This window comes from Streptomyces sp. NPDC045968 (assembly GCF_056430475.1).
In genome coordinates this window covers 358,841-370,764 of sequence record NZ_JBWKLF010000006.1, presented here as the reverse complement: position 1 = coordinate 370,764, position 11,924 = coordinate 358,841, and the positions used below count along the sequence as shown (strand labels likewise).

10 protein-coding genes and 1 riboswitch are annotated in these 11,924 nt (G+C 72.2%); of the genes, 8 read left to right on the top strand and 2 right to left on the bottom strand.

All coding sequences use genetic code 11. The features are described 5' to 3' along the window. Positions 1–61: 61 nt before the first annotated feature. The 4 genes from AC07FA_RS19970 to AC07FA_RS19955 all read left to right on the top strand — a co-directional run bounded on the left by AC07FA_RS19970 (position 62) and on the right by AC07FA_RS19955 (position 4,968). The gene (locus tag AC07FA_RS19970) at positions 62–1,441 is read left to right on the top strand and encodes a M16 family metallopeptidase (RefSeq protein WP_479077076.1); all 1,380 of its coding nucleotides are present in this window, start codon (positions 62–64) and stop codon (positions 1,439–1,441) included. 26 nt (positions 1,442–1,467) lie between these two features. Beyond that, positions 1,468–2,850 (top strand): M16 family metallopeptidase, encoded by a 1,383-nt coding sequence (locus AC07FA_RS19965; protein ID WP_479077241.1) that lies wholly within the window; start codon positions 1,468–1,470, stop codon positions 2,848–2,850. Between the two features lie 218 nt (positions 2,851–3,068). After that, positions 3,069–3,236: riboswitch (cyclic di-AMP (ydaO/yuaA leader) on the top strand. A 13-nt stretch (positions 3,237–3,249) separates the two neighbouring features. After that, positions 3,250–4,053, top strand: a complete 804-nt coding sequence (locus AC07FA_RS19960) for a M23 family metallopeptidase (RefSeq protein ID WP_479077075.1) — start codon at positions 3,250–3,252, stop codon at positions 4,051–4,053. Between the two features lie 210 nt (positions 4,054–4,263). Then, complete coding sequence (locus AC07FA_RS19955; RefSeq protein ID WP_479077073.1) at positions 4,264–4,968, top strand: GntR family transcriptional regulator; 705 nt, start codon at positions 4,264–4,266, stop codon at positions 4,966–4,968. A 160-nt stretch (positions 4,969–5,128) separates the two neighbouring features. Here AC07FA_RS19955 and AC07FA_RS19950 read toward each other — a convergent pair whose 3' ends face one another. Then, on the bottom strand, positions 5,129–5,410 hold the full coding sequence (locus AC07FA_RS19950) for an HPr family phosphocarrier protein (RefSeq protein WP_328906274.1): 282 nt from the start codon (positions 5,408–5,410) through the stop codon (positions 5,129–5,131). A 162-nt stretch (positions 5,411–5,572) separates the two neighbouring features. Between AC07FA_RS19950 and AC07FA_RS19945 the strand changes: the two genes are divergently transcribed. The 4 genes from AC07FA_RS19945 (at position 5,573) to AC07FA_RS19930 (ending at position 11,099) form a co-directional block, all read left to right on the top strand. Then, the gene (locus AC07FA_RS19945; RefSeq protein WP_479077071.1) at positions 5,573–8,470 is read left to right on the top strand and encodes a bifunctional acetate--CoA ligase family protein/GNAT family N-acetyltransferase; all 2,898 of its coding nucleotides are present in this window, start codon (positions 5,573–5,575) and stop codon (positions 8,468–8,470) included. A 133-nt stretch (positions 8,471–8,603) separates the two neighbouring features. Next, positions 8,604–9,200: a DUF5998 family protein gene (locus AC07FA_RS19940; RefSeq protein ID WP_479077070.1), complete on the top strand. Its 597-nt coding sequence runs from the start codon at positions 8,604–8,606 to the stop codon at positions 9,198–9,200. Beyond that, the gene (locus tag AC07FA_RS19935) at positions 9,200–10,387 is read left to right on the top strand and encodes an alkaline phosphatase family protein (protein WP_479077068.1); all 1,188 of its coding nucleotides are present in this window, start codon (positions 9,200–9,202) and stop codon (positions 10,385–10,387) included. Before AC07FA_RS19940 ends, AC07FA_RS19935 begins: the two co-directional genes overlap by 1 nt. A 58-nt stretch (positions 10,388–10,445) precedes the next feature. After that, positions 10,446–11,099 carry a thymidine kinase gene (locus tag AC07FA_RS19930; protein WP_479077066.1) on the top strand — a complete coding sequence of 218 codons (654 nt, stop codon included), beginning with the start codon at positions 10,446–10,448 and terminating at the stop codon, positions 11,097–11,099. An 18-nt stretch (positions 11,100–11,117) separates the two neighbouring features. On the opposite strand, the gene AC07FA_RS19925 is transcribed toward AC07FA_RS19930, so the two are convergent. Further along, positions 11,118–11,894, bottom strand: coding sequence for a VOC family protein (locus AC07FA_RS19925; RefSeq protein ID WP_479077065.1), 777 nt, complete (start codon positions 11,892–11,894; stop codon positions 11,118–11,120). Positions 11,895–11,924: the final 30 nt, after the last annotated feature.

The window sequence follows — 11,924 nt, the reverse complement described above, 5'->3', positions numbered from 1 at the left end:
TGCGCTTGCTTAGAGTGGCAGGTCTGGCAGGAAAACCTGTATCGCGATCGAAGGGACGTACATGCCCATGGGTCACACGGCCACAGCTCAGGCCGGCTCCGGCGGCAGAACAGCGACCGAGCACCGCCTGGCCAACGGCCTGCGTGTGGTGCTCTCGGAGGACCATCTGACCCCGGTCGCCGCGGTCTGCCTCTGGTACGACGTCGGTTCGCGCCACGAGGTCAAGGGGCGCACCGGCCTGGCTCACCTCTTCGAGCACCTGATGTTCCAGGGCTCGGGCCAGGTCAAGGGGAACGGGCACTTCGAGCTCGTGCAGGGAGCCGGTGGTTCGCTGAACGGCACGACCAGTTTCGAGAGGACCAACTACTTCGAGGTCATGCCCACGCACCAGCTGGAGCTGGCGCTCTGGCTGGAGGCCGACCGCATGGGCTCGCTCCTCGCCGCGCTCGACGAGGAGTCCATGGAGAACCAGCGCGACGTCGTGAAGAACGAGCGTCGCCAGCGGTACGACAACGTTCCGTACGGCACGGCCTTCGAGAAGCTGACGGCCCTCGCCTACCCGGAGGGCCACCCGTACCACCACACCCCGATCGGCTCGATGGCCGACCTGGACGCCGCGACCCTGGAGGACGCGCGTACGTTCTTCCGTACGTACTACGCGCCCAACAACGCGGTGCTCTCGGTGGTCGGCGACATCGACCCCGAGGAGACGCTCGCCTGGGTCGAGAAGTACTTCGGTTCCATCCCGGCCCACGACGGCAAGCAGCCGCCGCGTGACGGCACGCTGCCCGGCATCATCGGTGAGCAGCTGCGCGAAGTGGTCCACGCGGAGGTCCCGGCGCGTGCGCTGATGGCCGCCTACCGGCTGCCCCACGACGGCACCCGGGAGTGCGACGCGGCGGATCTGGCGCTGACCGTGCTCGGCGGCGGCGAGTCCTCCCGGCTGCACAACCGGCTGGTCCGCCGCGACCGTACGGCGGTGGCCGCCGGGTTCGGGCTGCTGAGGCTGTCCGGAGCACCCTCGCTCGGCTGGCTGGACGTCAAGACGTCCGGCGGTGTCGAGGTGCCGCAGATCGAGGCCGCGGTCGACGAGGAACTGGCCAGGTTCGCCGCCGAGGGCCCCACGCCCGAGGAAATGGAGCGGGCCCAGGCGCAGTTGGAGCGCGAGTGGCTGGACCGTCTCGGTACGGTCGAGGGCCGCGCCGACGAACTGTGCCGGTACGCCGTGCTGTTCGGCGACCCGCAGCTGGCCCTGACGGCCGTGCAGCGGGTGCTCGACGTCACCGCGGAGGAGGTCCAGGCGGCCGCCAAGGCCTGCCTGCGCCCCGACAACCGCGCGGTCCTGGTCTACGAGCCGGTCGAAGCGCCGGCCGACGCCGACGCCGATGCCGACGACACCGCCGAAGCCGGCACCGACACGCACGAGGGGGCCGAGCAGTGAGCGACGCCGCTGTGACTGGAGTAGCGATGCAGTACCACCCGCAGCCGACCGCGGGCGTGGCCAGGCCCTGGGCCTTCCCCGCCCCCGAGCGGGGCGCCCTGCCCAACGGCCTCACCGTGCTGCGCTGTCACCGCCCCGGCCAGCAGGTGGTCGCGGTGGAGATCTTCCTGGACGCGCCGCTGGACGCTGAGCCCGAGGGCCTCGACGGCGTGGCCACGATCATGGCGCGCGCCCTGTCCGAGGGCACGGACAAGCACTCCGCCGAGGAGTTCGCTGCCGAGCTCGAGCGGTGCGGCGCGACTCTCGACGCGCACGCCGACCACCCCGGCGTCCGGGTCTCCCTGGAGGTCCCGGTCTCCCGGCTGGCCAAGGCGCTCGGGCTGGTCGCCGAAGCGCTGCGGGCACCCGCCTTCTCCGAGAGCGAGATCGAGCGTCTGGTGGGCAACCGCCTCGACGAGATCCCGCACGAGCAGGCCAACCCCGCCCGCCGGGCGGCCAAGCAGCTCTCCAAGGAGCTCTTCCCCGCCACCGCGCGGATGTCGCGTCCGCGCCAGGGCACCGAGGAGACGGTGAAGCGGATCGACGCCGCTGCCGTGCGCGCCTTCTACGACGCGCACATCCGTCCGTCCACCGCCACCGCGGTCGTCGTCGGCGACCTCACCGGGGTCGACGTGGACGCGCTGCTCGCCGACACGGTCGGTGACTGGTCGGGCAACACCGCCGAGCCCCGCCCCGTCCCGCCGATCACGGCGGACGACCGGGGCCGCGTGGTGATCGTGGACCGCCCGGGCGCGGTCCAGACGCAGCTGCTGATCGGCCGCATCGGCGCCGACCGGCACGACAGCGTCTGGCCGGCCCAGGTCCTCGGCACGTACTGCCTGGGCGGCACCCTCACCTCGCGGCTGGACCGGGTCCTGCGCGAGGAGAAGGGCTACACCTACGGCGTCCGCGCCTTCGGGCAGGTGCTGCGCTCGACGGCACCCGGTTCCTCGTCCGGGCGCACCGGAGCGGCGATGCTCGCCATCAGCGGCTCGGTGGACACGGAGTCCACGGGACCGGCGCTGGACGACCTCTGGAAGGTCCTGCGGACGCTGGCTGCCGAGGGGCTGACCGACGCCGAGCGCGAGACGGCCGTGCAGAACCTCGTGGGTGTCGCCCCGCTGAAGTTCGAGACGGCGGCGTCCGTGGCGGGCACCCTCGCCGACCAGGTCGAGCAGCACCTCCCGGACGACTACCAGGCTCAGCTGTACGCGCGCCTGGCCGAGACGGGGACGGTCGAGGCGACGGCCGCCGTGGTCAACGCGTTCCCGGTGGACCGGCTGGTCACGGTGCTCGTCGGCGACGCCTCCCAGATCGCGGACCCCGTCCGCGCCCTGGGAATCGGCGAGGTGTCGGTCGTCAGCGGCTGACGGCCGGCCGGCTCACTGCCGTACTCGCAAAAGTGAACAAAGGGGACCTCGATGGGCAACTGCCCGTCGGGGTCCCTTCCTTTTGTCCGCTTTGGTGGGGAGGTTTCCTGTCTGCCCTGTGGGATGTACTACAAAACCGCCTGTCCGTTTGGTGATTGAAAGTGGCCCCGTTTAGCGTCGGCTCGGCTGTCCGTCATGTATGCCGCATCCGTGGCGCCGGGCAGCCATCGCCGAGTCCCCGTCAGGCGCGAGCCTGGGGAGCCGGGGACCCACGAAGTCCCTGGGGTGAATCGGACGTCTGCGCCTCCTCGGCGGTGCAGGGGCCCGTAGGAGACCTTCCTGCTCCGAACCCGTCAGCTAACCCGGTAGGCGAGAAGGAAGGAAAGGATCAGCCCCTCCATGGCGTTCACCCGTGCCACCGGGAAGCACCGTGCCCCGAGCCGTCTGACGCGCAAGAGCGCCCAGGTCGCCGGCATCGCGGCTCTGGCCACCACAGGCGTCATCGGCGGGATGGCCTCGCCGGCCCTCGCCGCGGACGAGGCCCGCGTCATCAGCGACACCGGCCTGATCCAGGCCGTCGCCATCGACGGCACCCTCGCCGACCAGATAGCCGCCCAGGCGAAGGCCCAGGAGCAGCAGGCCGAGGCCGCAGCCAAGGCGAAGGCCAGGGCTGCTGCCGCCGCCAAGGCGGAAGCGAAGGCGAAGGCCGAGGCCAAGCGCAAGGCGCAGGCGCGTGCCGAGGAGGCCCGCGAGGCCGAGGCGCGTGCCGCCCGCGCGGCCGAGCGCAAGCGGCTGACCTCGTTCCACCTTCCGGTGGCCGGTTCCTACGTGACCACCGGTTACAAGTCCAGCGGCTCCCTCTGGTCCTCCGGCAGCCACTCCGGTGTCGACTTCCACGCCGCGTCCGGCTCCTCCGTCGTCGCCGTCGGCGCCGGTACGGTCGTCGAGGCGGGCTGGGGCGGGGCCTACGGCAACAACATCGTGCTCCGGATGACGGACGGCACGTACACCCAGTACGGACACCTCTCCTCGATCGGCGTCTCCGTCGGCCAGAGCGTCACCTCCGGGCAGCAGATAGGTATCTCCGGCTCGACCGGCAACTCCACCGGACCGCACCTCCACTTCGAGGCCCGGACCACCCCCGAGTACGGCTCCGACATGGACCCCGTCGCGTACCTGCGCGCGCACGGGCTGAACGTCTGACCCACGCGCCGCACCAGCGCTTCCCGAAGGCCCCGGCTCCCCGCCGGGGCCTTCGGCATATCGCCCGGAGTCCGTCCGCCGAAGCCTTCCGTGGCCAGAAGATATCCCTTGATTCCGCTCTGCCATCGGAAATTCGCGCTCATTGCAATAGAGTCGCAGAACAGGCGTCGATCGGCCGCGTTTCGCGGGGATTAAGGCGGAGGTTCGGACATGCGCATTCCCGCGCATTCGGTATGCACGGCAATCCGTGACGACATCGTCTCCGGTGTCTTCGATCGCGGCAGCCGCCTCACCGAGGAGTTGCTCGCGCGTCGTTACGGGGTCTCGCGCGTCCCGGTGCGCGAGGCCCTGCGCACGCTGGAGTCCGAGGGGTTCGTCGTCACGCGCAGGCATGCGGGCGCGTGCGTGGCCGAGCCCACCGAGCAGGAGGCCGCCGATCTCCTGGAGGTCCGGATGCTGCTGGAACCGCTCGGCGCCGCGCGGGCCGCGCAGCGGCGTACGGAGGCCCACCTCAAGGTGCTGCGTGGCCTGGTCAGGCTGGGTCAGGAGCGGGTGCGGCGGGGTGAGGGCGAGGATCTGCGCTCCCTGGGCGGCTGGTTCCACGAGACGCTCGCCCAGGCGTCGGGCAGCCCCGGCCTCATCGCGCTCCTCACCCAGCTCCGGCACAAGATCGCCTGGATGTACGCGGTCGAGCAGCCGGTACGCCCCGCGGAGTCCTGGGCCGAGCACGGGGCGATCGTGGACGCCGTCGCGCGCGGTGACGCGGACCGGGCCAGGGCGCTGGCCGTCCAGCACGCCGAGCGTGCGATCGCCGCTCACCGGCTGCGCCGCCCGGACCGCCCGGGGCGCGGCCCGGTCCCGGCCCGGGTGAGCACTTCGCAACATGCCGTAAACACCGCGGGCGTCCGTCATTAACAATTGCGCCGTATACAAAGAAGGTAATTTCGCAGGACTTTCTTTGTGCTGCCCGAATTCGAGCCCGTCGGCGCCTTTCCGGAAACGAAGAAGTCGCGGCACCCGTTCAGGGATGCCGCGACTCCGTCGCAGAATTGATTCCGGTCGGATCCAGCCGGAATCAGACCGTCTCCGGAAGCTCCTCGAGCCCCTCGGCGACCAGCTTGGCCAGGCGGTCCAGGGCGGCTTCGGCGTTGTCCGCCTCGGACGCGAGCACGATCTCCTCGCCACCGGTGGCGCCCAGGCCGAGCACCGCGAGCATCGACGCGGCGTTCACCGGGTTGCCGTCGGCCTTGGCGATCGTCACGGGGACGCCGGAGGCCGTGGCGGCACGGACGAAGATGGAAGCGGGGCGGGCGTGCAGGCCCTCGGCCCAACCGACGTTGACGCGGCGCTCAGCCATGGTTCTGCCCTTCACGAATCAATGGTTGTCTAGACCAGTCTCTCATGCAGTGCGCACTGCTGTGCCCGGTCCCGGGCCCGGCCGCTGCGGCCGGTCGAGCACCCTCAGACTGCCCCGGCCCCGATCCCTCCGCGACCGGTGTGTCAGCCGTAGGCTTTGCCCATGCAGCCCACGCCGGAGCAGAGTCCGCATCACGCGTACCCCGACCACTGGGAAGCGGACGTGGTGCTCCGCGACGGTGGCACCGCGCGCATCAGGCCGATCACGACCGACGACGCCGAGCGGCTGGTCAGCTTCTACGAGCAGGTCTCCGACGAGTCGAAGTACTACCGCTTCTTCGCCCCGTACCCGCGGCTCTCCGCCAAGGACGTGCACCGCTTCACCCATCACGACTACGTCGACCGGGTCGGTCTCGCCGTCACGACCGGCGGCGAGTTCATCGCCACCGTGCGCTACGACCGCATCGACGAACGGGGCCGGCCCGCCACCGCCCCCGCCGACGAGGCCGAGGTCGCCTTCCTCGTCCAGGACGCCCACCAGGGCCGCGGGGTGGCCTCCGCGCTCCTCGAACACATCGCCGCGGTCGCCCGCGAGCGGGGCATCCGCCGCTTCGCCGCCGAGGTGCTGCCCGCCAACAACAAGATGATCAAGGTGTTCCGCGACGCCGGCTACACCCAGCAGCGCAGCTTCGAGGACGGCGCCGTCCACCTCACCCTCGACCTCGAACCCACCGCCGAGTCCCTCGCCGTCCAGCGCGGCCGCGAACAGCGCGCCGAGTCGCGGTCGGTGCAGCGCCTCCTCGCCCCCGGTTCCGTCGCCGTCGTCGGCACCGGCCGCACCCCCGGCGGGGTCGGCCGTACCGTGCTGCGCAACCTCCTCGGTTCCGGCTACACCGGGCGTACGTACGCCGTGAACCGGGCCTTCGACACCGGCCTGACCGAGATCGACGGCGTCCCCGCGCACCGGTCCGTCGGCGAGATCGACGAGCGGGTCGACCTCGCGGTCCTCGCCGTGCCCGCCGACCGGGTGCCCGAGGCGGTCGCCGACTGCGGTGAGCACGGCGTACGGGGACTGGTCGTCCTCTCCGCCGGATACGCCGAACAGGGCGCCGAAGGGCGCGAGCGGCAGCGCGAACTCGTGCGCCAGGCCCGCTCGTACGGCATGCGGATCATCGGCCCGAACGCCTTCGGCGTCATCAACACCTCCGAAGCCGTCCGGCTGAACGCCTCTCTCGCCCCCGAGTCGCCCGCCCACGGCCGCATCGGGCTCTTCACCCAGTCGGGCGCGATCGGGATCGCGCTGCTCTCCGGGCTCCACCGGCGCGGCGCCGGCCTGTCCACGTTCATCTCGGCGGGCAACCGGGCCGATGTCTCCGGCAACGACTTCCTCCAGTACTGGTACGAGGACCAGGAGACCGATGTCGCCCTCCTCTACCTCGAATCGCTGGGCAATCCGCGCAAGTTCACCCGCCTCGCACGGCGGACCGGGGCCGTGAAGCCCGTCGTGGTGGTGAAGGGCGCGCGGCACAGTGGTTCCAACCCGCCCGGCCACGCCGTGCCGGTCAGCCGGATTCCCGACGCGACGGTCTCCGCGCTGATGCGCCAGGCGGGCGTGATCCGCGTGGACACGGTGACCGAGATGGTCGACGCGGGCCTGCTCCTCGCCGGACAGCCGCTCCCGGCCGGGCCCCGGGTCGCGATCCTCGGGAACTCGGAGTCGCTGGGCCTGCTCACGTACGACGCCTGTCTCGCGGAGGGACTGCGCCCGCGTCCGCCCCGCGACCTGACCACCGCGGCGAGTCCGCAGGACTTCCGGGACGCGCTGGCCGAGGCGCTCGGCGACCAGACCTGCGACGCCGTGATCGTGACCGCGATCCCCTGGGTGGGGGAGAACGGCGAGGCGGAGACGGGGGACGGCGAGGTCCTGGCCGCCGCCCTGCGCGAAGCGGCGGCCACCGGTCCCGCCAAGCCCGTCGCGGTGGTCCACGTGGAGATCGGCGGCCTGGCGGAGGCCCTGGCCGCGGCCGCCGGCACGGTCGCCACCGCCCGCGCCGGGGCCCGGACGCAGGCTCCCGCGCGGGACACCGCCCTCGCGCCGCCCTCCGGCGGGTCCGCGCGGGACACCACCCTCTCGCCGCCCCCCGGTGAGTCCGCACCGGAAGCCGCCACGAGCGCACCGGCCCGCGTCGGGCGCATCCCCGCCTACCCGGCCGCCGAACGGGCCGTCCGCGCGCTCGCCGAAGCGGTGAGGTACGCGCAGTGGCGCCGCCAGGCGGCCGTCCCCGGCAAGGTGCCCGACTTCGACGACACCATCGACGAGGCAGGGGCGGCCCGCCTGATCGGCGGACTGCTCGGCCCCGACCCCGACCCGCGGGGCCGGCCGCTCACGCACGACGAGGCCCGCGAACTGCTGGGGTCCTACGGCATCACCGTCCGGCCCACCCTCCCCGCACCCCACCCGGAGGCAGCGGTCGCCGCCGCCGCGCGGCTCGGCTACCCCGTGGCGCTCAAGACCACCGCCCCCCACCTGCGCCACCGCGCCGACCTCGGAGGCGTACGGCTCGACCTCGCCAACGAGAGCGAGCTGCGGCGGGCGTACGGCGATCTGACCGAGCTCCTCGGCAGACCGGCCGAGCTCCAGCCGGTCGTGCAGGCCATGGCACCGCGTGGAGTGGACACCGTCGTCCGCGCCTCGATCGACGCGGCGGCGGGCGCGGTGCTCTCCTTCGGTCTCGCGGGCGCCCCCTCCGAACTCCTCGGCGACACCGCACACCGGCTGGTCCCGGCCACCGACCGGGACGCCGCCGAGCTGATCAGATCCATCAAGGCGGCCCCGGTGCTCTTCGGCTGGCGGGGTTCCGCACCCGTCGACACCCAGGCGCTCGAAGAGCTGCTGCTGCGGGTGTCGCGGCTGGTCGACGACCACCCGGAGGTGGTCTCCGTCGCCCTCGAACCCGTGGTCGTCGCCACCCAGGGGCTGACCGTCCTCGGAGCGAGCGTCCGGCTCGCCCCGCCCCCCGTCCGCGGCGACCTCGGCCCCCGCCACCTCCCCAGCTACTGAGGAACCCGGGCCCCGCAGGCGCTGAGGACCTCCGCGCCCGCCTCCGCCGCTCACCGATCCGTCCCGAGGTCCGGCCGCCGTACCTGCCGCACGGCGTGCCCGGCAGCCACCGGGCCCCCGTAGGATGGTCCCTATGGCAAAGACCGGTACGACGACCCAGGGGCTGCGCGCGGCGATCGAGCGCAGCGGCTACTACCCGGCCCTCGTGGCCGAGGCGGTGGAGGCCGCCGTCGGCGGGGAGCCGGTCGCTTCGTACGTGGTGCACCAGGAGACCACCTTCGACTCCAACGAGGTGCGCCGCCATGTCACGGTGCTGGTCCTGACGGACAACCGTTTCATCGTCAGCCACACCGACGAGCAGACCGCGGACGCGGATTCACCCACTCCGTTCGCCACCACCTCGACCGAGTCGGTCAAGCTCGACCGGATCTCCTCCGTCGTGCTCAGCCGTGTCGTGGCCAACCCGGAGAAGTACGTGCCGGGAACCCTGCCCCGCGAGGTCGTCCTCACCATCGGCTGGGGCGCCGTCTCCCGTATCGACCTGGAGCCCGCCGCCTGCGGCGACCCCAACTGCGAGGCCGACCACGGCTACACCGGCAGCTCCACCGCCGACGACCTGAGCCTGCGGGTCAGCGAGGCCGGTGACGGCCCGGAGACCGTGCGCGAGACGCTCGCCTTCGCCCAGGCGCTCTCCGAGGCCACGGCCGCGACCGCGGCGACCGGCCGCTGATGGTGCAGCCCGCGTGGCAGGACCCTGTTCTGCTTCCTCTCGACACCGCCCCGGTCCCCGAGTACGGGAGCGGGTCACTCTCCGACCTGCTGCCGACGCTCGTCGCCGGCCAGGGCGTCCCCGGGTTCGAGGCCACGATCCCCGAGCTCGCCCCCGCCGACCGGAACTGCGTGTTCCTGATCGACGGGCTCGGCTGGGAGCAGATCAAGGCCCACCCCGACGAGGCGCCGTTCCTGTACTCGCTGCTGCCCTCCTCGCGCGGTGGTACGGGCCGCCCGCTCACGGCCGGCTTCCCGTCCACCACGGCGACCTCCCTCGCCTCGGTCGGTACGGGGCTCCCGCCCGGGGAGCACGGCCTTCCCGGCTACACGGTCCGTAATCCGGAGACCGGCGAGCTGATGAACCAGCTCCGCTGGCGCCCCTGGACCGAGCCGAAGGTCTGGCAGCCGAACCCCACCGTCTTCAAGCTCGCCGACGCGGCGGGTGTGCGCACCGCGCAGGTGTCCGCCCCCACCTTCGAGCAGACCCCGCTCACCAAGGTCGCGCTCAGCGGCGGCTCCTTCCTCGGCCGGCTCTCCGGCGAGGACCGGATGGACGTCGCCGCCGAACGGCTGGCCGCCGGTGACCGCTCCCTCGTCTACACGTACTACAGCGAGGTCGACGGCAAGGGGCACCGCTTCGGCATCGACTCCGACGCCTGGCGCGGCCAGCTGATGTACGTCGACGGTCTCGCCCGGCGCCTGGCGGAACAGCTCCCGCCCCGCTCCGCGCTGTACATCACGGCCGACCACGGCATGATCGACATCCCCTTCGACGAGCAGTCCCGGATCGATTTCGACGAGGACTGGGAGCTGCGCGCGGGAGTCGCCCTGCTCGGCGGCGAGGGCCGGGCCCGCCACGTGTACGCGGTCCCCGGCGCCCAGGCCGATGTGCTGACCGTCTGGCGGGAAGTCCTCGGCGAGCAGTTCTGGGTGGCGAGCCGGGACGAGGCCATCGCGGCAGGCTGGTTCGGCCCCCGGATCGACGAGCGGGTGTACGGCCGGATCGGCGACGTGGTGGCGGCCGCCCACGACGACGTGGTGATCACCGCCTCCGTCCAGGAACCGCACGAGTCGGCGATGGTCGGTATGCACGGCTCGATGACCCCCGCCGAACAGCTCGTCCCGCTGCTCGAAGTGCGTTCGTAGCCCCCTCGTCCCCCTCCCCCCCCCGCTTCACGCCCGCCCGAAAGGTGCTCAACCCCTCATGCCCGAGCTTGTGTTCTTCTCCGGAACGATGGACTGCGGAAAGAGCACGCTGGCGCTCCAGATCGCCCACAACCGCGATGCGAGGGGGCTGCAGGGCGTGATCTTCACCCGTGACGACCGGGCGGGGGAGGGCAAACTGTCCTCCCGGCTCGGCCTGGTGACGGAGGCGGTCGAGGCGCCGGAGGGCATGGACCTGTACGCGTATCTCGTCGCCCAGCTCTCCAAGGGCGGCAAGGCGGACTACGTGATCGTCGACGAGGCCCAGTTCCTCGCCCCCGAGCAGATCGACCAGCTCGCCCGGGTCGTGGACGAGCTCGACATGGACGTGTTCGCCTTCGGGATCACCACGGACTTCCGCACCAAGCTCTTCCCCGGTTCCCAGCGGCTGATCGAGCTCGCCGACCGGATAGAGGCCCTTCAGGTCGAGGCCCTGTGCTGGTGCGGAGCCCGCGCCACCCACAACGCCCGTACGGTGGGCGGGGAGATGGTCGTCGAGGGTGCCCAGGTGGTCGTCGGTGACGTCAACCGCCCGGCGGAGGAGATCGGTTACGAGGTCCTCTGCCGCCGCCACCACCGCCGCCGTATGACGTCGGCCGCTGCCCACGCGGGCGCGCTGTCCCCGGATGTCCTCCCGGTCACGTCCGGCAGCTGACCCGGCGGTCCCGCTCGCTCAGCGAGCGGTCGACCGTACGATCGTGAAGACCGCGCCCTCCGGGTCCGAGACGGTCGCCAGCCGGCCCGTCGCGCCTTCCCTCGGCGGCTGGAGGACGTGTCCGCCGAGCTCGACCACCCGGGCCGCGGCCTCGTCGGTGTCGGCGACCTCGAAGTGGGTCATCCAGTGCGGTCCCCGGTCGCGCGGCAGCGCGTGCCCCACGCCGTGCAGCGAGGCCACGGGGCGGCCGTCCACATGGAGCGTCTGGTAGTCGAAGTCGGCGGAGACGACCGCCTCCGCCTCGAAGCCGAAGACCGCCTGGTAGAACTTGCCGACCGTCGCTGTCTCCCGGGTCACCAGCTCGTTCCAGACCGGGGTCCCCGGGGCGCCCGCCAGGGCCGTGCCGATGTGGGCGGCGGCCTGCCATACGCCGAAGACCGCCCCGCTCGGGTCGGAGGCGATGGCCAGGCGGCCGGCCTCGCCCGCGTCGAGGGGCCCGACAGCGACGGTGCCCCCGCAGGAGCGGATCGTCTCCGCGGTGAGGTCGGCGTCGTCGGTGGCGAGATAGGTCGTCCAGGCGGTCGGCAGGTGCCGGTCGGGGGCCAGCTGTCCGAGCCCCGCGACCTCCTTGCCGTCGAGCAGCGCACGGACGTACGGACCCAGTTGCTCGGGCCCCGGCCGGAACTCCCAGCCGAACAGGCCCGCGTAGAACTCCTGGGTGGCCGTCAGGCCGTGCACGATCAGACTCACCCAGCACGGTGTTCCGGGTGTGCGCCGCTCGGCAGCCTCGGTCATCGTCTTCTCTCCTCGGACCGTTGTGGTGGC

Excerpts from the sequence above, each read along its gene's own strand:
- AC07FA_RS19935 (WP_479077068.1), top strand. The coding sequence starts at position 9,200 with ATGGTGCAGCCCGCGTGGCAGGACCCTGTTCTGCTTCCTCTCGACACC.
- AC07FA_RS19960 (WP_479077075.1), top strand. The coding sequence starts at position 3,250 with ATGGCGTTCACCCGTGCCACCGGGAAGCACCGTGCCCCGAGCCGTCTG.
- AC07FA_RS19940 (WP_479077070.1), top strand. The coding sequence starts at position 8,604 with ATGGCAAAGACCGGTACGACGACCCAGGGGCTGCGCGCGGCGATCGAG.
- AC07FA_RS19970 (WP_479077076.1), top strand. The coding sequence starts at position 62 with ATGCCCATGGGTCACACGGCCACAGCTCAGGCCGGCTCCGGCGGCAGA.
- AC07FA_RS19950 (WP_328906274.1), bottom strand. The coding sequence starts at position 5,410 with ATGGCTGAGCGCCGCGTCAACGTCGGTTGGGCCGAGGGCCTGCACGCC.
- AC07FA_RS19945 (WP_479077071.1), top strand. The coding sequence starts at position 5,573 with ATGCAGCCCACGCCGGAGCAGAGTCCGCATCACGCGTACCCCGACCAC.
- AC07FA_RS19930 (WP_479077066.1), top strand. The coding sequence starts at position 10,446 with ATGCCCGAGCTTGTGTTCTTCTCCGGAACGATGGACTGCGGAAAGAGC.
- AC07FA_RS19955 (WP_479077073.1), top strand. The coding sequence starts at position 4,264 with ATGCGCATTCCCGCGCATTCGGTATGCACGGCAATCCGTGACGACATC.
- AC07FA_RS19925 (WP_479077065.1), bottom strand. The coding sequence starts at position 11,894 with ATGACCGAGGCTGCCGAGCGGCGCACACCCGGAACACCGTGCTGGGTG.
- AC07FA_RS19965 (WP_479077241.1), top strand. The coding sequence starts at position 1,468 with ATGCAGTACCACCCGCAGCCGACCGCGGGCGTGGCCAGGCCCTGGGCC.